The following is a 26,263-nucleotide window of genomic DNA, read 5'->3' on the forward strand; positions in this document are numbered from 1 at the left end:
CCCTGTGATCGATCCAAATCAGGAATCACAACTCGCTCACAAGACTCAACTTTCAGCCGGACGGGCTCTAACATCGCTGAGCGCAGTTTTACGCGTCACATCAAGGTCCGGTCCTTCCTGTAGGAATATTCGCCCATGGAGGAAGTATAGCTGAGCAATTTGGGCATGCTATGAAGGGTCCGCCTTGCGTGGGCCCTGGCATGAGTCTGTACGTGATAATGGTGAGTTCATTATTCAAAGGAGTGGGTAAATTATTATATATCCAGTTCGCCGCACGTACCTCGGCGTGAGTGCCTGGCAATCCTTGGGAAATCACCTCTTTTGGATCCGAAACTCGTAGCCTTACCATTTCCTCAGTCATCGGATGGAGCGATGAACCGTTAGCTTCATACACGTCGCGAAGCCATTCAACATAGGCGTTCGCATCAAAAACGCGAACACTCGTTCTATCCATATATCTTACCCCAGGAACTCCTTCCTGTTGGCCGCTAAGGAAATTGCGATAAGACGGGCTCACAAGATTCTCTGAATGGATACCGGCGCGCGCGACAGCGCGCAGAGATACTTGGCCTGTCTCAATATAAGCTTGCGCTTCGTTTGAAACGAGACCCTCAAGATATGCATCCGGTACGCCCGTCGGCCGACCCAGCAGGAATTGCGCTCTCCCTGGTGCAAGACCTCCGGACCCAAGCTGGAGTCGTGGTCTTGGAAGCCCAATTTCGACGCCAGGAGCAACGGACGTCCACACATGGCCCTCTGGTAGCGTCCTCGCGAGTGTGAGATCGAGCCGAGCACGGCGCTGTGCCTCTAACAGCCCGCCTACGGTGTTCCCTTTTGGCGCCGTGATCGCCGCGGCCCCCATCGCCGCCAAACCACCAGCGAGCATTCCAAGAAAATCGCTGTCGGTGAGGTAGTTGACTGCTTGGCCAGTATACTTGCTAGCATAGTATGAGAGCCCGAATCCGACTGGGTTTTCCAGCGCGGGGAAGCTCATTGCATACAATGTTCCCTTCGCTATAAAACTCCCAATATTGAAGGAGTTCGTGTAAACATTCCAAGCTCCAATGGTCTCGCGATCAGCGCCTCCCCGGTACCGGAAGTACCCCTTGAGATCCGATGATGGGAAGCGCTTCATGTAGCGTTCAAAATTTAAGTAATCCGATTGGCCCGTGCGGTTTGCGATCTCGCTTGCACTTTGGATGTCGATCATCTCAACAACCATGCTGTTCGCGCTCCAATCGGCATCGATTTCCGGTTGCGAGCCAATTTCATGAAATCCGCTTACGGTAAAGGGCACGCCCTGTCTGTAGATGGTCTTACTGGCGGGTATTTTTCTACCGAGATCCGGATTGGCGAGCGCAGTCTGTACAGCAGGATTATTCATTCCCATCGACAAATTCGCGATCGTGTCTAACGACGGAGGCTCTCCGATCATTTCTCGCAACTCTTCCTGGTCCGCGTCCCGTTGCGCCGCCTGTGCCGCCGCTTTCTGCCGCCCCGCCGCCAACTCTTGCTGCAATCGCCGTTCGTTCCTGGCTAACTTGGCCTGCCTTTCTCGTGGGTAAATTTGTGCATTGGCTCGACGAGCATCGTTAGGGCTGACGTAAGTGTCATAGAAGACATCACCCTCCTTCACATAGAGCGGGTCGTAGCCGTTCGCGAGCGCCAAATATGAGCCGTCGCGCCGATCGTGCCCCATATGCTCGGCAATGTCTTCGGTCGTGCGGTCACCTTTTTGTACCACATAGATCTGTTTGGTCCGCAGTGCTTGCACGATGTCACGGTCACTGGGAACAGTCAGCGTCAGCCTGTCCTGAAGCGCTCCGGTGGTGTCCAGCTGCTCCGCAGCCCAGTCTGCGCTTGAGATCGCATCAGGCTGCTCGGCCTTGGCCACAGTTTGCGCCGCCAGGTCCGCCTTGTAGATTTGCCTGTCCATCTCGTCCCACGCTGCCAGCAACTCCGCCGGCATGGTTGGCTGAGATCTCTGCTCAGACCTGGGCGAGTCGCTCTGCGGTGAACCAAACGAATCCTGGATCACCACTTGTCCCAGGCCGATAGCCAGTTGTCGATAGAACGCGTCCCAGGCGCGAGCGTTGGGATGCCAGACCCACCCCGTCGCGGGATTAAGTGCCTCCTGGGCCAGCTGCGAGAAAAAGCCGCCCAACACCGGGGTGGCAGAGGCGCCCGCGCTCGCCGTCAACAAGCTCCATCCGCTGAACGACACTGACGCCTCGCCGTGGAAGGCTGCGTGGATACCGCTGTTGACGGCGTAGGTGGCCGCAGCGGCCCCGGCCTGGGCCAACGCTTGCGCCGCCAAGCCGCCGCCATTGGCGGCGGCCGCCGCCGAACCGAGCGCGCTCAAACCGCCGGCAACGAGCCCTGTCAGGCCCGCTTCGCCCGCCTCGTAAGGATCAAACTGACTCAGGTCCTTGTCACCGAACCCGATTTGAATCGACTGGTTGACAACATCACCGGCGACCGCTGCGATCCCCACCCCTAGCGGGCCCAGTCCCGACAGCACCACACCCAGCACCATGGACGTGGCCATCCCCACGAACGGCGCCAGCTGCTCGATGCTTTGTTCCCAGGAGGTCGGCCCGGGAGGCGGCAAGGGGGCGCCCACCCACGGCGTGTTGGGAATGATCGTGTTCGGGTTATAGGGCGAAAACGTGTCGGCGTTGTTGTGCGCATTGGCCACGACGTTGGGAATGCGCAGGCTGCGCCCGACCTGGGAATCCAGCAAATCGGTGGGGCCGGCAGTCAAGCCATTGGCGTCAGCGATCAAGAACCACAGCTGCGCGTCGCCCAGGAACGAGTTCGCAATACCCGCCAGGGTATCACCGGCGACGACCGTATAGCTGCTGGGCTGCGAACTCGGATAACCGGGGCTGACAGGCGTGAAGCCGATGCCGAAGTTGGCGTGCAGGCCTGCCCTGGTCGCCGCAAAGCTGCTGGCGGGGACGTTGCCGACCGCCTCTCCGCTCGAGTTATAGAAGAAGCTGTTGTACTTATCACCCGAAATTGCTTGCCGGTTCGGCGGCAGGTCAAGCTTGGCCCTGTCGAGCACACGGCCCGCGCCTTCGTAATCGAAGAAGACCATCTCGGTATTGCCCGGACCGTCTACTGAACGCTGCCAAACCAGGTTGCCGCGCCCATCGTACGTGTTTCTTTGGCGCGTCGTCGTCGAATTCTTCAGGTTGGATTCAACGTCAATCCCCCCTTCCCTCAGCGCCCCCGCTTTGAACGAATAGCTATAGGTATAGGTGTTCGTGAAACCGTGCTCGAAGTCGGTTCCGGCCCCGTCCCCTTTGGTATAGGTGTAGGACTGCAGCATGCCGTGGTTGTCATAGTGGTTTTTGGTGTTTGAATTAACGAGTGGGTTCGTGGGGTGGGTTGAGGTTTGCGTGTCGAGCAGACCTGCGGCGGTATATTGATTGTTTACCGTCACCGGCAGCGGCTGGGGCTGCATCGTCATTTCAGTCGCGTTGACGAAAATGAAGTGGCTGTATCGACTACTCTCAGTAAGATTGCCCAATAGGTCGTAGCTGCGCGTTTCCGACGGCATAAAGGGGCTCGGACCGGGGTCGTCCGGGATTGGGGTGTTGTTCACCAGGTTCCACTTGTTGGCGCGCACCCCGGCCTGTTCGATGCTGGTGAGGTAGCCTAAGTCGTTGTAGGTATAGCGCTCCAAGCGACTTTGATCCCACGACGTGAACCCTCTTCTTTCCGTTCCTTCGTGGGTCAGCGCCGTGGCACGGCGGCCCGCGGCATCGTAGGTAATTACTACCCCAGGGTCAGTGACAGTGCTGTCCTGTTCAATGGCCTTGCCGGCCAGCGTCATGCGCCCTTCCAGATCGTAGTTGAACCACAATTGCCGACCGTTGATGATCTCTCCGATGACGGTACTGCCGCCCGGCATGGTGCTTCGGGCGACGGAGCTGAACGTGACTCTCGTGCGGTTGCCGAGCTCGTCGTAGTCGTAGGTGACGTTCGCGCTCGAATGCTTACTGATACCCTGGGTATCGAAGCAGGAATTGATGACGCTGACGGGGCGGTCACGTTCGTCATAGGAAGTCCCAATAGTTCGCCTCTCCGCCTGCGCCGGCTTCTGTTGAATCCCGCCACCAAACGGGGCAAAGTCCTCGTAAACACCCGAGGTATCGATATCGATAGTCGACACCAGCCCCCTGTCGGTGTAGGAGCGCTTGTTGATGCTGGTGGATGACCAATAATCCAAACCGCCGACCGAACCGGGCGTGCCAACCGTCTGACGATCTGTCGTCCGGGCAAGCAGCCCGTTCTCCTTGTATTCATAGACTCGATTGTTCTGCGCCGTCGGATCGGTAACGTCCGTGCCGGTATAGGTCTCCTGCCTGACTTGGCCAAAATCGGTGTAGGTATAGGCGGTGGTGTGGCTGGCCCCCCCGCCCGCAGCGGTACTCGTTGTGCTAATCAGGCGGCTGATCGTGAAGTTCGGTTGATTGTCGCCGTCCGCCGCCGCATCGTACCTTAAGTCCTTGCTGTGGCCCGAATCGTCAGTTTCCTGGACCTTGTTACCCAGGATGTCGTAAACGCAGGACGTTTCTCGACCGCGGTCCTCGCTGTAAGGCAGGCTCCCATCCCTCTCCTGGAGCTGAAAGGTTCCCTGCACGAAGCCGCGCTCGTCGTATTCGACATAGTTGGCATTAAACAGCGAGGTCGACACGTAGTCGCGGGTTTCGATACGGCGGTTGGCCTGGTCGTAGGCGTGGCTGGTCAACAGCACGGCCACCGGAACCGTGCCCGAACCGCTCACATAAGTATCGTTCTCGCCACCGGGGGACAGGCGCAGAACTTTGTGCGAGAGTTGATTGCGGTTGGCGTCGAAGGCGTCGACGAAGACGTTGCCGAGTGCATTGACCGTGGCCACCTTGTTGCCGTTGGCGTCGTAGGCGTAGCGCAGGCCTTGCCGCCCCTTCGCGAGTTGCTCCGCGTCCCTTTGTTCCACCACCTGCCCGAAGCCATCGTAGGTAGTGCTGCGTGTCCGCAGCGCGCTTACGGAGAAGGTCAAAGTGTTTTCGGCAATATCGGTTTGCTCCACCGCGCGGCCGGCCAGATCATAGCGTGTCTGATGCGTGACGATCGCGGGGTATGACGTGCCATCCGCCCGAAGTGCCCATGCGAAACCTTGCTCCGCAGAGGTGACCTTGTTATCGGCGTTGTACTCGTAACTGCGGCTTCGAATACTAGCCGCCGTGCCATTGCCCAGGTCGCCCGCTTCAGTCCGGCTGATGACGTTGCCCCAGCGGTCGAGGGTTATGTTGGTCGTCGGTGTGACCATGCCGCTGATGCTCGAGAAAATTGGCTTGCTCTGCCAGATTGTACGACCCATCAGGTCGTAGCCGGTTTCAGCGACGCGGGCGTGAGTGCCGTCGGCGGTGCCGTTGTCGCCCCGCTGCTCGGCGCGGGTCATCTGCCCCGACAGGTTGTAGAAGAACAGGGTCCGGCCATCGGCGCCGTCCTGAGTGACCAAATTACCGGCATTGTCGTAGCCGTTGCTCCGCCGTGTGGCATGCTGCAAGTCGCTCAGGGCCTCGCTCGCGGTGCCCCACACGAGCTGTTCCTCGGTGACTTCGCCGAACGCGTTGTAGACTTTGCGCTGGCCGCTCTGGGCCAGTGTCGGCCCATTCATGAATACGTCCAGCGCATCGGTCATATGGCCCACCGCGTCGTAGGCGTAGCGTCGCTCCAACGTATGGCCGACGACCTTCCAGACCTGGAAACTCTGCGTCGTGCCGTCGAACCGGGCCGCCAGCGTCGAACTGATCGGCTGGCTTTCTCGGATGAGACGGCCGGAAAAGTCGTATTGCCAATTCTTTACGTTGCCCTTGGGGTCCGTCGTGCTGACGGCGTTGCCGCCAAAGTCGTAGCCGGTGCTGGTGATCTGTGTGGCACCCGCAACATCACTGCGGCCGAGGCTCCGGGTCGACCTCACGGTCTGGCCGAAAGCGTTGAGCGCCAAGTCGGTCACAGGTGAAGTCACGATCTGGCTGTCCGCCAGGAACGGGTCGGGGTTGCTCAGACCGCTCTTGACCGCCAAGCGTGCGGGCTCTGTCACTTGTATGACCTGCCCCAGCGCGTTGTACGCGGAGCCCGTGATATTGTTCATCGCGTCGGTGTTGGCGATCACACGGCCCAAACCGTCGTAGTCGGTGTGCCGTACTTTTACGCTGCTGTCGCGCCCAACCGCGACTTGCACATACTGGCCGTTTTCGAGTGCGGCATAGCTCAGGTTCGAGCGCAGCGTGTCGGTCTGCCGGTTGCGCGCATCGTACACGTACGAGCTGATGCGGTCGGCGCCGCTCTCACCCGGCCTGGCCGGGACCGTGAGATAGTTGCCGCTGCTGTCAGCTTCTCCCTGGGCGGCGTACTCGATGACTTGCATCAGGTTGCCGAGTGCGTCGTAGCTGCGCGCAGTGTGAAATCCACCGGGCCTAGGCGGGCTGCTCTCGTCGGCGATGTTGTCGCTGCACTTGACTACAGTTCTAGTCTCGCGCCCCATTGTGTCGTAGTAGCGCCAGGTCTCCTGCGCACGCGTGCTGTCCAGCTGAACGATCTGGTGATACGACTCGCCAAAGGTGGTGTACTCGAAAGCGGCACTGCCGGAGGCGCTCACCGGAGTGATGCTGCTGTCCAGCGGGACAAACCGGCTAGAGCTGCCACTGAAGAAGTAGCTGGCTGCGGTGGGCTGAATCGTTTGCGTTTTGCGTCCCAAGTTGTCATAGCGCATCGTCATCGTGCGCGAGAGCGGATCGCTGCCGAGGGCGCCGGCCAAGGCACTGGCGGTCCAAGGCGTGTCAACTCCCTGAGGCGGCATCCCCACGCTTTTGCTATAACGCGTCACCGAGGTTTGCTCGCCAAAGGCGTTGTAGGCAAACGCAGTGACATTGCTGAGGGCGTCCACGTCGTACACGACGCGGCCGAGGTTGTCGTAGGCCTTGTACTCGTATTGATAGCTGTTGATGCCCGTCCGCAACTTCGTGCGAACCTGGCTACCCAGCGCGTCGTACGTCGTTGCCAGAGTGCGCTGAAACCGCCCCATCGCCGAGATCGCCTCGACCCTGCCCGTAGCCGGGTCGTACCAACCCGGCTGGGTCATGACGACCTGACGCCCCAGCAGGTCATAAGCGTACTCCGTGATCCGTTGGTCGATCGTCTGCGCAGCTTCGAGCCGCTTCACCAAACTGCCGAACGCGTCATAGTAGAGCCGTGTCCGCAGCGACCGGTTGGTCGGTGTTGTTTCATTGCTCAACTGCACCGCCACCGGCGGCGAGAGCTGATCCAGCAGGCGCCCTTGCCGGTCGTAGGCGTAACGCCAATTGGCGCCGCTCTTGTCGACGAAGCCCGTCTTGTCACCCAGCCCGTTATACTCGTTGGTCTCGGTGAAAGCAGCCGCATCGGTTGTCGTCAGGAGCCGGCCGGCGCGATCATAGCCGTACTTCTCACCGCGGGTCTTGCCGTCGCCCACCGCGCGGCCGGCGCGCCGCGCCGACAACGCGTCTTCGGTTCGCGGGGTTGTGTTGCTGAGCAGCAGATCGAACTGCCGGCTCTCTTTGACGCGACCCAGCGCGTCATATACCTTCTCGCTCAGCGACCCGTCGGCACCCACCACAAAGCGTTGGCGTCCCACGGCGTCGTAGACGAAGCGGGTCGTTCGATCCTGGGCATGGGCGTTGGCTGTCGTGGCACTATCGAGCGTCGCTTTGGCGAAATCGGGCAGCGCCATCCCTTTCGCATAGGACGTGCTCCCGACCAGGCAGCCCAACGCGTCGAACTCGCTCTTTCTGACGACGTTTTGGCTGCCTGCTATCTGCACCTGCACGCTATAGACTTTCCGCCCGGCCGCGTCGTACACGAACGCGCTGCGGCGGTCTTGCGCGCTGGCGGTGATCGCGCTGCTCAGCGTCGCCGCCTCGTAGTCGGCCAAAGGGCCAAGCAACGTCGCGTAGACGATATTCTGCAGCACCCGGCCGAGCGGGTCATACGCCTGCTCGCTGACCGTGTGCTGGGTTGCCTTTCCAGTTGTGTCGCTGGCCAGCACCAGCACGCTGTAGCGCAGCCTTCCGGCGGCATCGTAAGCATAGTGGCTGACCCGGTTTCTGGCGTCGACCCGGTTGAGCGCGGCGTTCACCGCGCTTTCGGTAATTTCCGTGAGGGCCGGTCGGGTTGCATACTGCAAGCTGCTCACCAGTTGGCCGGCCGGGTCGTAGATCGACTCACTGACCGATCCAAGTGCATCGACGGCGAAGCGCAGCCGATTGTTCGCGTCGTAGGCAAAGCGCGTACACTGGGTTTTTGGAAGCGTACTGTCATTATCACTGTATCCCAGCGTGATCAACTCGGACTGGACCTCGGCGACGCTGATTCCCGGCGAAGTGCTGGTGTCGATTGCGTTGATCCGCTCTTCAGGCAGGATCTTGTCGTAGCGCCTCGTTTCGACGGTGTTGCCATGGGCGTCAAGCCGGTTTTCGGCAATCGTCCAGGCGGTCCCATTGCTTGCCTGCAACGTAAAACGTCGGCGACCGTCGCTGTCGTAGACGAAGTAGCTGCGTTGGTCACGCGCATTGACCTGTGGCGTCACCGGGGCGCCGATTGCATCGCCTAACTTGGCCAAGTCTGCGGTGCTCAGTCGCTTGAAGTAGCGCCGACTTGCCGCCACTCGGCCGTTACCGTCGTAAACACTTTCGCTAACCTCACCCATCGCGTTGATGGTTTGAGATTGCTGGCCGGCAGCATCGTAGACATACCACGCACGCGTTCCGTCGGGATGAATCGTGCAACTCAGCCGTCCAGCCGCGTCGTAGCGCTGTTCGGTGGTGAGGTCGCGCGCGTCGGGTGACCCGGGCCCGAAGACCGCGCTGGGCGCCTCGACTTTCTTGACGCGGCGGCTCAACTGGTCAAAATCGAAGAGCGTGACTTGTTGTTTCGGTTTACTGGTTGTGCCTTGTTCAACCTTTATGGTGTTGCCGACGCCATCAAACGTGTAGCGCGTGGACAGCTTTAGGCCGTTCGGGTCAACGATGACCTGAGTCAGCTGATTCTTGCGGTCGTAGGCATATGTTGTGACCCGCGCCGCGAGGCTGTTTGCCCCCTCAGTTACCTTGACTTGCTGGCCAAGCGCATTGAATTCGAACAGTGTCCGGAGGTTCAAACCGGCAGGATCGACTCGTCGGTCGACGACCCGATTACGTTGGTCATAACCGAACCGCGTCACCGTTCCGCGCGCGTCCTTGACTTCGAGCTGGCGGCCGCTTTGGTCGTAAGTGGTCCTGGTGATCACTTGGTTCAGTGCATCGGTACTAGTCGTTTGCTGACCGTCCTTGTTGTACGTATATCGCGTTACGTTGCCGCGGCCGTCAACGACGTTGAGCGTCTCGCCGTGACGGGTCTTGTTGGTGGTGATGGTCACCCCTTCGGGGGTCGTTACTTTTACGCTGCGATTGACGTCATCGTACGTGTAGATCGTGGCTTGCCCGACAGCATCGGTGGTTTTGAGCACGCGGGCAAGGGCGTCGTACTGGCTGCGGACTTTGCGGTTCAACGGGTCGGTCACTTCGACCGTTCGGCCAGCGTCCTGGTAGCTGGTTGTCGTGGTTTTGCCAGCTGGGTCTACCGATCGGGTGACGCGGCCGACGGCGTCGTATACAGTTTGAGCGTTGAAGTTCAGGCCACCGACATCTCCAGTCTGCGAGATCAGTTCCCCGCGCAAATTGTAGTTGTACTGGGTAGTTGTGGCCTTGCCGGTCGCGATCGCGCGGGTTTGAGTAGCTAACTGGCCGAAAGTATTATAGGTGTTGGTGGTGGCAAAACCTAAGCTGTCGGTCTGCTTCACCAGCAGGCCGCGTTGGTCGTAGTCGAAAGAGGTGTTTTGGTCTTTGCTGGCGTTGGTCAATGCCTGAACTTGGGCTAAGAAGGTCGGGGTCGTTTGCCCGCCGGTCAGGGTTGCCAATACCGCGGGAGCCAGGCCTGTGGCATAGCGGCGTGTGCTGATCGCTTCACCGAAGCTGTTGAACTTTGTTTCGGCGACTTCGCCTAATGCATTGACGGTGTGGGTCAGGCGCCCTTCGCCGTCGTAGTAGAACCATGTCGGGTTCTTGTTGGCGTCAATCGCTTTAATCCGTTGACCCAGGCTGTTGTATTCATAACGCGTGCCGTAGCTGGCGATCGCCGCGTCTATGGCGGCCCGAGTGGGGTTGACGCCAAGCGTAGCCTCGCCGACACCACCCAGAGTCCCGGTGATTTCACCAAAGGCGTTGTAGCGGGTGCGGCTCGCGCGTTGTTCGGCGGTTGTATCGGCGCTAACCTGGCGAACCAGACGGCCGGCGCTGTCGTATTCGTTGCGCATCACTGTGCCGTCGACGCCGATGCTGCGACTGACCCGGCCGAAGCTATCATACTCGGTCGTCGTGATCAGTTTGGCATTCCCGGCTTTGGACTTTAGGGTCGCCAGTGTGTCGATCGGCACCACCGCCACTGCGTTCAGGTAACGCACGCTTTGCTGTTTGTTGGCCTGCTCGTCGTAAACGGTTTCGGTCAGGAAGCCTTGTTCGCTGACTGAGCCAACCACTCTGCCTTGCCCGTCGTAGTACTGGTAGCTGTGTAGGCCATCGGCGCTTGCCGGCCGTACAGAAGACAGGACGTCGGCTTCAGAAGCGATCGCAGCCGGGACCGGCGTCGGATCGAGGCTACCCGTTGGGCCGCTGAGAAAGCCGCCGGCTTTCACCGTTAGGCTCAGACCAAAGCTGCCGCTCGCTGCTCCGCCATGCGGGTCGCTTGCCGTCACCGTAACTAAGAAGTTCTGGTTCGAGACGATTGACGAGGAACCGCTGAAGCGCCGGGTCGCGCTGTCAAAGTTCAACCATCCCGGCGCGCCGCTGACGGTGTAGGTCAACGGATCGGCATTGCCATCGGTGAAAGTGCTGGCCGGAAAACTGAAGTCGAGCGAAATCGGGCTGAAGCGAGGGCCTTCAAGGTGAATGTCGGTGAGGCCACCGTGGTAAGCCGGCACTGCGTTGTTCAATCGCAGCGCAATGCTGCGTTCGACCCAGGCCCCGTGCGGGTCGGTGGCGCGCAAGGTTACGGCAAACATCCCGACTGCGTTCGATGTCCCCGAGATGCGCCCATTGGTGGTATCGAACAAGAGTCCCGCCGGCAAGCCGCTGCTGCTGTAGATCAGCAATTCACCATCGGGGTCGATGGCTGCTGATGGTGTGTAGTCGATCGGCGTGCCTGCTTGCGCGACGATGTCGGGCAGCGACCCCCAGGTCGGCGCGCGGTTCCCGACATCGATGCTGAACGACAGTCGAACGGTCTCGCCAAGCGTATCTTGGGCTTCTAGGACTACCGGTTGCAGGCCCAAGGCCGGTGGTGTGCCGCTCACCGTGCGAGTGCCGGGATCGAACGACAACCATGAAGGTTTTGAGATCGCGCTGTAGGTCAGCGCCTGACCTTCAGGGTCTGCCGCCGGCGGCACGGTGAAGGTGAATGCTTGATTGATCCAGGTTTGCTGCACCGGAACGGGTGCCCAACTGGGACCGATGTTGGTCACCTGCAGCAGAAAGCTCCTGTCGGTAAACAAGCCGTGCGGATCGGTGACCCGCGCCGTGATGGTGTACATGCCCGGCGTGGTCGGCACACCACTGATGGTGCGGGTAGCAGCCTTGAACGTAAGCCCTGGGGGCAGTGCCGAGTGGATTGAGTACGTCAATAAAGCCGCTGCCGATTCGTTATCGACCGCGGGCGGCAAGGTCAGGCTGAATCCTGTAGCGTTAGTGGGTACCGTGGTGTCCGGCAACCGATCCCAACTGGGGGCAGAGTCAGCCACCGTGATGCGCAGCGTCACATCGCTGGTCTTACCGCGGCTATCGTCGGCTCTGAGGGTCACGTCGTAGCTGGTCAAGCTCTTCGGCGGGGTGCCCTTCAGCGTCACCCCACCGGCGTCGGCATCCAAGCTTAACCATGCAGGCGGCGTACCGACAAAGCCAAAGCTCAGGCTGTCGCCATCGGCGTCGGTGGCCAGCATCCGGTATTCGAACGGCTGACCGGCGATGGCCTTCTGATTGCTGACGCCGATCCAAACGGGTGCCGCCAGGTTCGCTGCCGCGGGGCTGCGCTGGCTATAGCGCACGGTCTCGATCAGCCGCCCCCCGGCATCATACTTGTACTCGGTGAGGTAGCCGAGCGGGTCCAGGCTGCCGACCTTGCGGTTGTCCTTGTCATAGAGGTACCGGGTTGCCCGGTCGGCCGTCTGCGTCATGACCACCCGCGACGCCCCGTCGTAGCTGGTGGTCGTCCCCGTATTGGCTGCATCGGTGGACGTTGTAAGCCGGCCGGCCGCGTCGTAACCGAAAGTCGTTACCCGGTCATGCGCCGCATCGATCGGTATGTCGCTACTCGCGTCGCCGACGGTGAGACTCAGCTTCGTGACCGTTTGCGTGGCGCTGTCGTACCAGCCACTGGTGTCGGCGCGATTCAGGTATCGCGTCTGCCGGACGATCTGCCCGGTCGGGTTGTACTCCGAGCGGGTCACCGCTCCGGTGGCGTCGACCGTGTAGGCCTGCCGCCCCGCGGCGTCGTAGAAGCGGTAGCGCCGGCCGCCCTGCGCGTCTTCCACCATCCGCAGCTGGTCGGCATTGTTGTAAGCGTATCGTGTCTGGCGCGTCGCGCCGTCGCCAGTCTGGCCTACGCTCACAAGCCGGCCGCGGCTATCGTATTGACGCGTCTCGGTCAGACCGCTCGCTGCCGTCATGGATATGGTGTGGCTGGCATCGTCATAGACGGCGGTCCGGGTGCCACTGGAATCCGTGCTCGTCAGCACCCGGTCCATCCCGTCATGCGTGAGGTTGGTCATCACGGTGCGCTGATCGCGGGCGCTGCCGCGCACGGCGATCCGCTGGCGCAGCCGGCTATGCGCATCGTAGAGGTATTCCGTCAGACCCGCCTGTGCATCCAAGACGCCGGCGCCGGTCGCGTTCACGGCGCCGTAGCTCGTCTGCTGGCTCATGTTGCCGCGCAAGTCATAGCTGTACTCGGTGAGCTGCACTAGCGTCTTGTCCTGCAGCCCCGCCACCCACGCGTTGAGCTGCGCTTCCGTCAGTGGCGCGTCCGCGCTCAGCCCCGTGAGGTCGTAGACCTGTCCGATGTACTGCAGCGTATGCGTCAACAAGCCGTAGCCGGCACTCGCGGTCCCATAGCGGCTCTCGGTTACGCGCCCTTCGGCGCTCACGACAAAGCGCAAGCGTGCATTCGCGTCATACACATAGCGCGTGGTGAGCGAATCGCCCGGGCTCTGCGCCCCGGCGCCGTCCGGGTCGGCGGTGAGGTAGCGCGTCTCCGTCAGCATCGTCTGGTTGAGCGTGCTGAAAGTGCGCGTTATTGTGTTGCCGGATGCATCGCGTTCGAGCACGCGGTTTCCGTTACTGTCGTACTCGTAGGTCACTGTATTGCCTCGAGCATCGGTGATGCTGAGCAGATTACCGCTTGCGTCATACCGGAACCCAGTCGACAGCACTGCGCCGTCCACAGCGGGCATTGAGATCTCGGTCAGCTGCTGAGTTGTTGAACCATATCGGTACGTCCACGCCAGTCCGTTGCCGTCGGTGATCGCTGTGCTGTTCGTCGCGGCGTCGTAGGTGAAGCTCACTTGCGGGCTCGTCGCAGCGCTTTGGTCCTTAACCGTGCTGACCCTGCCGGCTGCGTCATATGTGAAAAACACGCTCGTGCCGTCGCTCTGCGTCACGCTTGCGAGGCGAGCGGTGAACTGGTCGTAGGTATAGGTCGTGAGGAAGACGGCACCGTCGGCAATGCTGCCGTCGTCCGGGGTCAGATCCGTCGTGACGATCGCCAGCCGCCCCAGGCCGTCGTAGTTGTACTCCACTTGCCGCCGCGCGCTGCCGAGCGTTGGGGTCGCACGCCCGCTCGCATCCTCGAGGAGCGCGCGCGTGTCGAGGCGTTGCAACCGAGTCAGCCCGTTGAAAAGGCCATACGTCAGTTTCAACTCTTGCTTGCTGCCAGCGTCCTGGATCAGCGTGAGGCGATCGCCGGCGTCATACGTCAACTCGATACTGTTGTCGCTCGTGTCGGTGCGACGGATCAGCCGGCCTGTGATTGTCGAGGCGGTCGAGTTCGAGTACCGCTCTGTCACGCGGGTGGACCCATCAGTCCACACCCACTCGCTCGGCACGCTGTCGTATCTCAGCTCGTCATGCGCACCTGACCCCTCGGTGCCGATGTATGCGGTCCGTGCCGGATTCCAGGTGTACGTCGTCTCATGGCCATCGCCGGTTGTGCGGATCACCGTGGCACCGACTTGCGGCTGCGCAGGCGTCCCCGGTCCCTGGAACCGCACCATCTGCTCGTAACCCCAGCGCCAGCCGCCGCCATCACCGTCGTCCGGGGTGCCCAGCGAGTTGTAGGTACGCAGCGCGTAGAGGTCCAGTCCGCGACCGGCGAGCTGCTCGTCCTGCATCTGCAGCACCAGATTGCCACTCGCCGCATTGACAAAGGCACGGTTGCTTCCTTGTCCAAGCACACTTTGGCCAAGCACTCCCGCTTCGCCAAGAGTGTTCAGTGACGTATTAAGCAGACCCAGTCCATTACCCGCGACTATCGCTACCATGATACATCCCCTTTATCGGGCGTTCGCCGACAAGCAGATCGGGCTGTTTCAGAACTTTGCGGCGCAAAATGTCATCGTCCGCCGTGGTGCTGCCTGTTCAATCCGGCAGTCGGCATTGGTTTCCGCATGATCCGACCCAATCTAAACGGCCGGGCTGCGTTGCGCACAGTTCGACACTGACAATACCAGCAGCCACACCTGCCGAGTGTGGAATGGATCACACTTACATAACTGTAAGAAGGTTTGATCGGATCGGCGGTGCTGGCGCGTCAGCGCCTAGGTTAGCCGGCGTCTGTCTGAGAGATCTCTCAACCAGCCCGAAGAGGCAGGCGTTCTGTTGCGAGCAATTCCCTGCTCTGCATTCGGCAGCGACACGCACCGCGCTGTGATCGGCAGAGCATCTGACGCGAGATCGGGTCGAGGGCTGCCGCGCAACTCAAGCGCCACGGCCGCGTTCCATTGTGAGCCGAAATTGGATCGAGCTGATCTTACCGGGCATGCTCGCAGCGGGTTCGATCGGGGCCGTATATCGCCGAGTGACCGTATCCGGTGATCGTGCTATCCGGCGATATCCGGTATGCGACAATCTGCGCTTTAGGATCGTTGCTCACCCAACGCCTCCGCATTGTTTAGCGTGCGGTGAGCGCTGCAGCGATCTCGGCCCCAGCCATGACGAGGATATCAGGGAGGCTTACCCGACCGCCGGGATGGCTGTGCGCGATCTCCGACCCTGCCGCGTCATCGGAATATCAGTCTGAGGGAGGCCGGAGACTTATCCCCTGCGAGCACGCTTAACAGGAAGCAGCCGTCGGAATCCGTATTGAGGGTTAGAATGCTACCCCTCGATACGAACTTGGATGAATCAACCAAGTACAGGTCAGGAGGCGCGCCGCTCACGCGCGCAATGCAGCCGCCGTCCTTCAAGAGCTACCAGGGCCACCTAATGCACGACGGTTCGCTCGAGATCGTCCTTGCCGTTCGGCTGGGCAAAAGCCGGATCCAATACTGTGTCCTCCCGCGGGCTGGGTTGCGCTGCCGGCGGGCTGCGATACAGCCACGGCATGTATCCCGGCCGGTTCCGCATATCCATCAGGGGCCGCAGTTCCACGGCCGTCAGGTCGAGCACCTTGGCATCGCGCCACCGCCGCTTGAGGATCGGCTCCTTCGCGAAATGGCTCCAGAAGGATCTGAACTCCTCCTCGACCTGCAAAACCATCCGTCCAAAAGCGTCTTTCGAAAACCGTAACGCTCCGTCAGAGCCATCGAGTTCTTCCCCACCCCAACACCAGTCGCAAACATCCGAAGCCACCCAAGGGACGCCTTGGGCCGGCCTACAGTAAATCCGGATAAAGCCTTCGGGCAAGCGCCGAGATCGCGTCCCGACTCCTCACCCCAGCTCAGCGTTAACAGCGAGGCTGTGGGAAGGTTCCGAGTGCCACCTCGTGGGCCTGTCAGAATGCGAAACTCGCCTACCAGTCGTGGAATTTCCGTGATCACCGAAGGGAAGAGTCGTAGAATACGGGTGATCATCGAAGGGAGGAGCAAATGCGCAACACCTCTCAAAAGCTTAGCACCACCCTGCTGATCGGAGTTGCAGCGGTTTGCTGCACGGGTCTGAGCGCATCTGCGCAACCGCTCACCCTAAGGGTCAGTCCAAGTGCCCCGCGGGTCTTTACGGATCGCGAAGGAACTTGGGAACGCGTCCCGGCAAGTGCGCTTTGGACGAGCGGCGAGCGATACGATGAGCCGAGTGGCAGACGACTAGGACGCGGGACTGTAATGCGTGGGTGGGTCGAAACTTCCCCCATGAGAAATGTCTCGATCCACCATCTTCGGCATTACCGGCATTACGGATACTTCGTATCGCCCAATGATCGGGTCGTGATTGTAAGCCCAACCTCGCGGAGGGTTGTTCGGGTCCTGCGGCATACCGCCTGATCATCACCCTCTGCCGATTCGACAGCCGAGACCCTACGGCTTGAGCCAGTCCCGGGCTGCGTTGGGACTGGAACTAGCTTCGCATGGATGGGCCCGACTAGCCGAGCATGCGACGAGCCATTGCATTGATCGTAAGGTCAATCGCAGCGCCCCGGTCGTCCCCGTCGTCGATGAACCAAGCCGCCGACAACCCTGTCCACGCGACGATCCAGCGAAGGAGCCGCGCGGGCTCGACACCCGTCGCGCTGACCACGATATCGAGCCGGGCCTCCAAGCGGCCCGGCAAGGTGGCGAGCGGCCGGCTCGGATCGCTGAGATCAGGGTTCGTGAAGATGTTGGCATAGTCGAAGGTTCGTTCACCCAGCAGCCCATGGGGGTCGATCGCCAGCCACCCTCGCTCACCGAAATCGAGCACGTTCTCGTGGTGCAGGTCGCCATGGAGAGGACCGACGGCGTATGGGGAGGCCAGGAGATAACGCGCGATATCGGCGGCAGGTGCCAACGCCGCGTGTTCCGGGGCGAGCTGAAAAAGCGGCTGGAACCAGACGTCCAGTGGATGTAACTCCGGAAGCGGGTCACGCCGCAGTGTGTGCAGCCGAACCGCTGTGTCGCACAGAATCCGGCAGGCTTCGTCATCCTGGCCCGACCAGGCCATCTGAGCAAGGTTGCGGGCGCTTTCCGCCCGTTCCATGAGCAGGGCGTCCGCTGACGAGGCCAAGACCTTGGCGGCGCCTTGGCCATCCCACCACGTCATGAGACGGTAGCCCGACTGCTCGTCGGGAATGCGGGCGACCTTCAGCATCGCGGGTAAGCCCTCGTGCTGGACGGCAACGAGCCAACTGGAACGCGTGGTCAGGAGAGGGCCGTCAGGGACCAGACGCCATGCCTCCAAGAACTCTCCGACCTTCGATGGGAGGGCGGCAGGTACGCCCACTGGAACTCTCCTCAGGTGATCCGCACGATGCCCTAGCCGTCCGCCGCCGTCGAACCTTTGGGCATTCCGGGATCTCCGGCGCAGAACGTCTTGGCATTTTTCGTCCACTGGCCGAAGCCGGTCGCGACCATGTTGGAAATGACCTTGCAGACATAGCGCTTCTGGGCCGGATTATTGTTGGGGCCAGCATGGTAGCGGGCCACCGCCATCGTCCAGGTCTCGTGGCGCTTCTTCAGATTTTTGAGGAATTTTGCGGCATATTCGACATTGTGCTGCGGGCTCATCATGGCCTCGAGCGAGGCGAATTCCTTGCGATGAAAATGGTGGTTGATCTGCATGCACCCCATGTCGATCAGCTTTTTGCCCGAGCGACGGTATTTCTCGAATTTCTGGAGCGCCTCGGCCGCGGTCTCGGAAAAGACCGCCTTGCCCTCGACGTTCATCGCATAGGGTTGCAGGCTGCCGCGCCGGCCCGTCTCGGTCAGACCCACCGAATACAGCATGCCGACCGGCACGTCGTATTTCCCGGCGGCCCGCATCATCTCCACCTCGCAGACGCGCGATGGCGTGTCCAACGAGGCAGACGCCGAGCTCGAAGCCTTGGGCGTCACCGACGATGTCGTGTCAGTCGCGATCTCTTCGGGGAACTCAGGAGTCGCCTGTGCTTGCTGCGAGCCGTTACAGATAAACGCCGCCAGTGCTGCGACTGCTAGTGATCCCTTCAACCGACGCATCGTCGCGCCCTCCTTTCCTTTCGTGCTGGTAACCCGGCTCGCGTTGCGACCCGCCGTTCTGCTGTTGTGCTCCACGCTGGAACCCGTCCTGCTGGGACGGCGACATCGATTGCTGCCGTGGGGATCCCGCGCTGTCCTGGCGCGCTGATGCAGCGTCAGGGCTCTGGACCGTGATGACCTCCGGGCGGTAGCCGGAGCCCTTGAAAAGGTTGGAGAGCTTTTCGGTATCGCTCTTCAAGAGGCGCGCGGTCTCTTCATTCTCGACCTGCAGCTCCATTTCGAGGCTGTCGCCCGAGAGCTTCATTTTGACCGTGATCCGACCGAGATCGGCCGGATGCAGCTGAATGTTCAGCAGTCTGACGGCCCCTTCCGACGCTTTCGCGTGGGTCAGGAACACAGCCTGCTCCGCATGAGAAACTCGTGCCTTGGCATCGGCCGCCAGTTGCTGCGCCTCGTTCAACAGGTCGCTGGCCAGCCGCTGGAGTGTTCCCTGGGGAAGAGACGAGGCCTCCTGTTTCTGCGCCCCTTCGGCACCCGCGGCACCGACTTCGGTCTTGGCTCTCGTCTTGTCGGCCGCTGGCGTTTTGATAGCGATCGAATCCTGCAGATCCTCGGGACCGCCCTCGGCGGTGATTCCGCCTGGCTGAATCGTACTTGCAGGCACGACCGGTATCTCGGACGCGCCTTTCTGGCCTGAGCTTTTCAAACCGGTCGGCGCCAGTGGATCTCCCGAGGTGCGCGCTTCAGCGCCCTCGGCGACTTGCTCCTGAGGGACGACCTTCGTCGTGAATCCTTCGACGATCGGCTTGAAATGGGTTTCCTGCTGCTGAACCGACACGCGAACCGCCGGCGACGAAGGGGAATTCAAAACGCCTTCGACTGTCTGGTCCGGTCCCGCCGGCAGGCCGCTTGAGTGGGCCCGTCCAGAGCCCGCCTCTGACGCCTCACGACCAGGACTCTGTCCGTTCTGGCCCAGGATCCGCGGCAGCAGGCTTTCCAGAACGGAGAATGCGGCACTGCCAGCCTGAGACACACCTTGGGAGGTCCCGCCTGACGCATCGATGGCCACGACCTGGAGAAGGTCTTCAACAGACCGCTTGTCGCCGGCCTTCCGGTCCTTCGGTGCCACGTCCTCGAGCCTTGCGGTCAGTTCTTCCGAACCTCCCGGCGCAGCAGGCAAAGGTGATCGCCCTTTACCGGTAGCTCCACCAGTGACAGGAGCCTCCTTCACCAGGCCCTTGAGGAGTGAGCCGAACTCGGACGACGTACCAGCGCCGCCGGACTCCGTGCCGTCGTTCGCCATTGCTGCCGCTTTTGCGGCTTGAGCATCCGTCCGAGATGCAAGCATCCGGGGCGCAAAATTCAAATTGCTCATTCGACCACCGGCTCAATTTTTGATGAGCTTATCGACGCGATTCAGGGCTTCCTGGGCCCTTGATAGCGCCGGAAGCTGTTCTGACGCTTGCGTCTCGTTGCGGGACTCGTTGGCAGCGATTTTCGGCCTATCCGCACCGGAGGGCTTTTCGGGCGACAGCCGGATCTGCCGCGACAGCGAGATGGCAGAGTCCAACAGTTGGACGTCGGTCGCGGGCAGGATCGTTCGATCGATGCTGTTCAGCGTGCGAACGCTTTTCTCGAACGCGGCAAGGTCCACGACAGATGCCGCTGCGGTATAGAGGCTCGCCCTCGCGGCGCTCACCCGATCGTTTTGAGACAGCTCCATAGCTTTTTCGGCGGTCATGATCGCCGAGCCGACAAAACCCTGCTCGACCGATGATCGCGCCATGAGCAGATAAAGATCGCGCCTGACGTCCGGCTCGAGCTCGTTCAGCATCGTGACGACCCGTCCGAACCGCTCCGGATCCTTGCCGAAGTCGATACGCGCCAAGGCCGATGCCAGGCGCTGCCGGAAATTGCCGGCGTAAATCGAGTTCCGAAATTGGCGGAGATACCGCACGACCAGGGACTCGAATTTTCTCGCATCGTCGATCACGCTCGCCACGAAGACCTCACGGCGCAGCGCTCCCTCTTCGAGAAGCGTGCCCGGCGCCATGAGCCGGACCCAATCCAGAAGCTCCATCGACCTCTTGGGATCGGTTTTGACGATGAGCGCAGATTGAACCAAGGCAATCTGAGCCCCGAACGTCGGTGTCAGGGTGGTGACGTCGATGGGCATCAAGGCTCGTCTCGCCTCTTCCTCCCGACCCTCGACATAGGCGAGCGCGCCCCCGATGAGCGGGCGCTCCTCGACAGGGACGATTTCCTTCCCGAGCCCGAGCAGCTTCCGGAGGATCTGCGGATTGCCACCGCTGAGCACGAAGGCGATCGCGGTCCGGATGTTCTTTCCGTCCTTCCAGGTCTCGTCGTCGAGTTCCATGAACCGCCTGTCGAGAACCGTCAGCAGTCCCCGTTGGGCGGTATGGGCCTCGGTCGAACCGAGACCGATCTGGTCCTGCATGAGCTGCAGGGTCCGCAACATCTGAACCGCCGGCGATGTGGGCAGGACCGGGTCGGATGCGGCCTCTTGAGTCGGGGCCGGCTCGGAGTCGGCTGCAACGGCTTGATCAGAGGCCTTCTCGGGCTCGGCCCAAGCGGAACCGCTCGCGATCATCAGGAAAGCCGCCGTCAAAGCGACCTGGGGGAGACGGATCACCCTCATCACTCCTTGAGAAGGATTTCGATACGGCGGTTCTGATCGGCGTTCGGATCGGACGGGATTTTCGGATCCCGGTCCGCATGCCCTTCGATCGCGACGATCCGATCTTCGGGAAGACCGCCCCTCACGAGCATGTAGAGAGCCATTTGGGCACGGGCCTGCGAGAGCCGCCAGTTGTCGTAGTTCTCGGACCTGAACGGACGGGCATCGGTATGACCCCGCACCACGATCTTGCCGTCACGCGCCTGTAGGATCTTGGCGATCTTCGCCATGGCCTGGACCACTTTCGGCTGGGGCTCGGCCGAGCCGACGGCAAACATCGAGAAGTTGATATCGTCGGTGAGGCTGATCAGCGTTCCGGCTCCGGTGCGTCGAACCTCGATCTGTGGCGAGGGCGAGCGGTCCCGGGTCAGCTCCAGAGCCTTCGAGATCTCGTTCTTGAGTTCCGCAGCCTGATAGTCGGCCGGCTTCAGCTCGTCCTTCTTCGGGCCGGTGTTTCGGGCCTGTGCAGCCTTCTGCGGATCGCCCTGTTCGCCGGCGGCCTGCTGGTCGGCATCAGAGGCGACGATCGGTGCGGTGGGCTGAGCCGCTTTCAGCTCAGCCGTCATGGTCCGCTTCCCGGCCCCCGAGACCTGAACGGTCTTGCCGCCTGAGGCGACCAGCGCATCGATAGCCTCCTTCAGCGGCGCTGGCATCGCCGTTCCGGGCTTCGGTGTCGTCTCGGTCTTGATCTCGTTGACCGGCGTGACCTGCCAATAGAGCGGATCGAACGGGTCGCGCGGTGCTTCACCAGCCATGAGCCCCGGGACGTCGCTTTCGCCGGGCGTCACATCGGCTCCAAGCGTATCGTGGGGCGTCGGCTCGACCTCTGCCGCGATCTTGGCCAGCACTGCATAGGGATCCTGGAAGAGCATGCCTTCCTTGAACCGCGGCTTTTGGAGCTGATGCGATTTCCCGCCCGTGCCTTCGCCGCTCCCCTTCTGCCGGCCGTCCTTGGTCTCCTCGGTCTCGTTGTCCGGCGGAACGGTCTGCGGCTCCTGCAGACCCTTCTTGTTCGGCGACGACTCGGCCAGCTGGATGGGATTGAAATAATTCGCGACGCTGTTGCGCGTGTTCTCGTCCGTTGCGTTCAACAGCCACATCACGAGAAACAACGCCATCATCGCGGTCATGAAATCCGCGAGCGCGATCTTCCAGGCGCCGCCGTGGTGCCCTTCCTCTTCCTCGTACCGGCGAACGATAATGATTTCCTGCGTATCGGACATGCTCAAAGCGCTTTCAAAAGATCGTTCAGCCGCTCGGACCACGGCTTCAAAAGGGTATCGATTGCCGTGTCGGCGGCTGTGACGCTGACATCGATCGACTTCGCAACCTTGAATTCGACAGAGCCGAGCTGATCGCCAAGGCTCGCCTCGAGGGCCGCGAGCAAATCCTTTGGTCCCGCAACCACGATCGTTTCAGCCGTCGCATCCGCGAGAAGGCTCTTCAGAGCCGCCCCGAGCTCGTCGATCATCTGACGGCGGAAGGCCTCGGCCACGAACGGACCAAGGATGTTGGCGACCCGCTCGCTCAGCATGGCTTCGAGAGCCGTGAAGGCCTGTCCGAATCGGGCTCCGAGTTCGGCCCCTTCGGCTTCCGCCCACACTTGCCGCTGTTCCTGCAACTCGATCTGGAACCGCTCCCGTTCCGCCGCGAGCGCTTGCGCGAGTTCCGCGCGGGCCAGCGCCCGCTCCTCGTCCCGGGCAGCCTCCACGGCCTTGCGGATCGCTTCGGCGCGTTCCTCGGCGGGGTTGACCTTCGGCCTCGCCTCAGGGGGCGCCTCGGGCTCGACGCTCGTCTTCACCGCCGGCCTAACGGGCTTCAGAAGTGCGGCGAGTGCCGCCTCCTGGCCCTTGGGAGCCGAGAAATCGGTCAGGATCTGGGCAAGCGCCGCACTCATCACGCGGCCTCCTGCTCAGAGAGCCACTGCTTGAGCACTGCCGCTGCCTTCTCCTCGTCGAGATCGACGATCTGCTCGAGTTTACGCTGGGGCGTGTTGGCCGCTTCGAGCAGGTTCTCGGCAAGGCTGTGATCCAGCTGGGGCACCGGGGCCGCCATGGCGATCGCAGCCTGCGCATCCTCTCCCGCGAGCGCCGCAGACTCTTCCGCGGCTGCAAGCGCCGCCAGCTCCCGCTGCTGCTCGATCTCGGCCTGCTGGCGCGCCACCAGCATCCGCACGGCCGGACGAAGACCGAACCAGATCATCAGCGCACACACGGCCAGAATCGTCAGAGCGTTGATGATCGTGCCCGTCTGGCGCATCAGCACCTCCATGATCGACGGGCTCGGATACGGCTGGAGAACACTCGAATCGTCGACGAAGCTGACGGCCGCCACCTTGATCTGGTCGCCGCGGTCCTTCTTGAAGCCTGCCGCCGAGGCGACGAGTTCCTCGATCTCGCTCACCTTGGCGTCGATCTCGGCCTGCGAGGCATTCTCGCCGAGAAGGCTCGTCAGCCTGGCGCGGTTCACGAGCACGGCCACCGAGAGGTTCTTCACGGAATAGCCGTCGCTCGACGTCTGGATCGTCTTCGACGAAATCTCGTAGTTCGTCAGCTCCTCGCGGCGCTGATTGTCCTCGCTGGAGCTCTCACCACCGTCCGCCCTGACGTCCTCATCGGGAAGGTTCTGTTGCACCGTGGTCGGCTTCTGGCCCGACTTGTTCTGCGAGACCTCGGCCTCCTTCACGATCCGCACCGAGCGTTCGACCTTCTGGTCCGGATTGAAGATCGTCTCGCTGGTGTTCACCTTGTCGGTGTTCAGCCGCGCCGCGACACTGATCTCGAAATTCCCCACGCCGAGATACGGGGCCAGGGTGCGGCGGACGCTGTCCTGAATTTCTAGGCCAACCGTCTTTTCGAGCGTTGCGAGCTTCCCGCTCGACTGGTTCGAGGCATCGTCGCCCGCCATCAGGAGGGTGCCGTCGGTGTTCATCACACTGACCTTCTCGACCTTCATGCCGGGAATAGCCGCCGCCACGAGATGGCGGATCGCCTGGGCCGAGCTCATGTCGTCGACCGGCGCCGTGCGGATCACGACCGAAGCCGAGGGCTGCTGCTGCTCGCGCCGGAAGGAGCCCCTGTCGGGCAGCACGATATGAACCCGGGCCGCCTTGACGCCCTTCATGCCCTGAATGGTCCGGGCCAGCTCGCCCTCGAGAGCACGGACCTTCGTGACCTCCTGCATGAACGAGGTCAGCCCGAGCGAGCCGAGATCGTTGAACAGCTCGTATCCCGCCTTCGTGTTGTGCGGCAGGCCCTTCTCGGCGAGCAGCATCCGGGCCTGGGCCGTGTTGCCGTAGCTCACCAGAAGCGAGGTTCCGTCCGAGCTGACGTCGAAGGGAATGCCGGCGTCACGCAGCACCACGCCCATCTGGCTGATGTCTTCACGGCCAAGTCCTGTGTAGAGCGTCTCCTGGGCCGGGCGGCTCAGGTAATAGGCGCCGACGCCGACGGTGACGAAAACGGCCAGGCCAATTGCACCGAGCACCGCGAGGCGCCGCGCGCCCAGCTGCAAGATGCTGTTCCACAAATTCACGGCTTGCTGGCGAGCAGTCATAAACAATCTCAGGTTCGAATGAATGAATCCGCTCTGCCTTTTGCCCTACCAACCTTGTGCGAGGGTTGCATCGCGATGCGCCAAGGGGAAAAGCGCCCGATTTCCGGCATGCAGAGCCGAATAAGAAAAAGCCGGCCCAGGCAGGACCGGCTTTTTGTCGGGGGTCAGCCAGCTGCGAATCGGCTGGCTGGGCTCGATCTCACGGCAGCATATTCAGAAAAATGATTTCACGAGGCCGCTGACCAGGATGTTCCAGCCGTCGATCAGGACGAAAAAGAGGATCTTGAACGGCAGGGCGATCACGGTCGGGGGCATCATCATCATGCCCATCGACATCACCAGGGTCGCCACGATCATGTCGATGACCAGGAAGGGCAGCGCGATCAGGAAGCCGATCTCGAATCCACGGCGCAACTCGGAGATCATGAAGGCCGGGATGATGATCCGCAGGTCGATCTTTTCCCCTTCCGCGGCTTTCGGATAAGTCGCGGAGGCCAGATCGGCAAAGGTCTGCAGGTCCTTCGGCCGGACATGCTCGAGCATGAATTCGCGGAACGGCTCGGTCGTCTTCGTGAAGGCCTCGCCTTCTGAGATCCGGTTCTCCGTCAGGGGCTTCACGCCCTCCTGCCAGGCCTTGTCGAAAGTCGGCCCCATGACGAAGAAGGTCATGAACAGCGACAGGCTGATCAGGAACAGGTTCGCGGGGGTGCTCTGCAGGCCCAGACCCGAGCGCAGGAACGAGAACGCCACCACGAATCGGGTGAAGCTCGTCACCATGATCAGGAGGCCGGGAGCCACCGACAACACGGTCAGCAGGGCAACGAGCTGGATGATGCGGCCGCTGATGGCGCCGTCGCCCTCGGGGATCAGCTCGTTGAGGTTTGGAACCTGTGCCTGAGCGGAGGTCGCAGCCAGCGCAAGGGTGCCGATAATCATCACGCCACGAAGCATTCCTCTTGGAACGCTAAAGCCTGTACCCCGGCAATGAGGCAGCGGCTTCTGAGGCAGGCAATTAAAAATATCCATAAGGGCCAGCAAAGCTCAGTTCGCAATTAGCTTCCGACGCGGATGCCCGCATCGTCTGGCCCTGATACAACAGCAAGCTTTCGTGGGGCTTGCCGCTACGCCCGCCACCCCTCAGGCCAGCAAATTGACAACCTCGGTCCCAAAGCACCTGAGCCAGAAGCTCTGCTCACCTCGTGATTGCGGACGTTCGGTCAAGATCAGCTCTGTGCCAGGACCGGCCATTGGCGGCACTCAATGCAAGCGGTCATACCGAGCTTATGCGAAAGTCCTTCAGCCACGCACTGGATAGCGGGATGAAGCCGACGGAGTTGAGCGAGATCATCACCCATCTCGCGTTCTATTCAGGGTGGCCGAGCGCCTTCTCGGCTGCCGGAGTTGCGAAGGAGGTCTTCTCCCGAAGGAGGTCTTCTCTCAGTGAGGCATCGCGTCCGGGAAGCTGCCTTCCGGTTCCCACGAGCTGCTTCTCCTCGACGGGAACGCCGAAAAGCAGTCCGTCGGCAACGCCGCCCCTGGTCGTGTGAATTACAAGAACCATGTCTTGTCCGGCGATCTGTGGCGACGTCCTGGGCTCGCGCTGCACGACCGAAGCTTTGTGACGATCAGTGCCTTGATCGCGAGAGGACAGACCAGGCAATTGGTGGCCCTCTGAATGGAGGGATAGCCAACGGGCTGGCAAAAGCGGAGCCTCAGAGGTGATCACGCATCTCGCCTTCCACGTCGCT

11 protein-coding genes are annotated in these 26,263 nt (G+C 61.5%); all 11 read right to left on the reverse strand.

Annotated elements, in window-relative coordinates:
- Positions 1 to 100: 100 nt before the first annotated feature.
- The 11 genes from BN1233_RS26375 to BN1233_RS49890 all read right to left on the reverse strand — a co-directional run bounded on the left by BN1233_RS26375 (position 101) and on the right by BN1233_RS49890 (position 26,076).
- Positions 101 to 14,656 carry a putative Ig domain-containing protein gene (locus BN1233_RS26375; RefSeq protein ID WP_046866638.1) on the reverse strand — a complete coding sequence of 4,852 codons (14,556 nt, stop codon included), beginning with the start codon at positions 14,654 to 14,656 and terminating at the stop codon, positions 101 to 103.
- Positions 14,657 to 15,596: 940 nt separating this feature from the next.
- Positions 15,597 to 15,872, reverse strand: coding sequence for a hypothetical protein (locus BN1233_RS43345; RefSeq protein WP_048710369.1), 276 nt, complete (start codon positions 15,870 to 15,872; stop codon positions 15,597 to 15,599).
- Between the two features lie 819 nt (positions 15,873 to 16,691).
- Positions 16,692 to 17,528, reverse strand: a complete 837-nt coding sequence (locus BN1233_RS26385; RefSeq protein ID WP_046866639.1) for an APH(6)-I family aminoglycoside O-phosphotransferase — start codon at positions 17,526 to 17,528, stop codon at positions 16,692 to 16,694.
- A gap of 32 nt (positions 17,529 to 17,560) precedes the next feature.
- Positions 17,561 to 18,262, reverse strand: a complete 702-nt coding sequence (locus BN1233_RS26390) for a transglycosylase SLT domain-containing protein (protein WP_187144388.1) — start codon at positions 18,260 to 18,262, stop codon at positions 17,561 to 17,563.
- Positions 18,207 to 19,331: a flagellar hook-length control protein FliK gene (gene fliK / locus BN1233_RS26395; RefSeq protein WP_187144376.1), complete on the reverse strand. Its 1,125-nt coding sequence runs from the start codon at positions 19,329 to 19,331 to the stop codon at positions 18,207 to 18,209. The genes BN1233_RS26390 and fliK overlap by 56 nt, the downstream gene beginning before the upstream one ends.
- A 318-nt stretch (positions 19,332 to 19,649) precedes the next feature.
- Positions 19,650 to 20,915 (reverse strand): chemotaxis protein MotC, encoded by a 1,266-nt coding sequence (locus tag BN1233_RS26400; protein WP_147707561.1) that lies wholly within the window; start codon positions 20,913 to 20,915, stop codon positions 19,650 to 19,652.
- 5 nt (positions 20,916 to 20,920) lie between these two features.
- Complete coding sequence (locus tag BN1233_RS26405) at positions 20,921 to 22,183, reverse strand: MotB family protein (protein WP_048710366.1); 1,263 nt, start codon at positions 22,181 to 22,183, stop codon at positions 20,921 to 20,923.
- Positions 22,184 to 22,185: 2 nt separating this feature from the next.
- Positions 22,186 to 22,857, reverse strand: a complete 672-nt coding sequence (locus BN1233_RS26410) for a hypothetical protein (protein ID WP_048710363.1) — start codon at positions 22,855 to 22,857, stop codon at positions 22,186 to 22,188.
- Complete coding sequence (fliF, locus tag BN1233_RS26415; protein ID WP_046866643.1) at positions 22,857 to 24,515, reverse strand: flagellar basal-body MS-ring/collar protein FliF; 1,659 nt, start codon at positions 24,513 to 24,515, stop codon at positions 22,857 to 22,859. The genes BN1233_RS26410 and fliF overlap by 1 nt, the downstream gene beginning before the upstream one ends.
- Before the next feature lie 213 nt (positions 24,516 to 24,728).
- A complete protein-coding gene (gene fliP, locus BN1233_RS26420; protein ID WP_244471054.1) occupies positions 24,729 to 25,451 on the reverse strand; it encodes a flagellar type III secretion system pore protein FliP in 723 nt (240 codons plus the stop codon).
- Positions 25,452 to 25,878: 427 nt separating this feature from the next.
- On the reverse strand, positions 25,879 to 26,076 hold the full coding sequence (locus BN1233_RS49890; protein ID WP_046866645.1) for a hypothetical protein: 198 nt from the start codon (positions 26,074 to 26,076) through the stop codon (positions 25,879 to 25,881).
- Positions 26,077 to 26,263: the final 187 nt, after the last annotated feature.

Source organism: Microvirga massiliensis, from assembly GCF_001006805.1.
Taxonomy (GTDB): Bacteria; Pseudomonadota; Alphaproteobacteria; order Rhizobiales; family Beijerinckiaceae; genus Microvirga; species Microvirga massiliensis.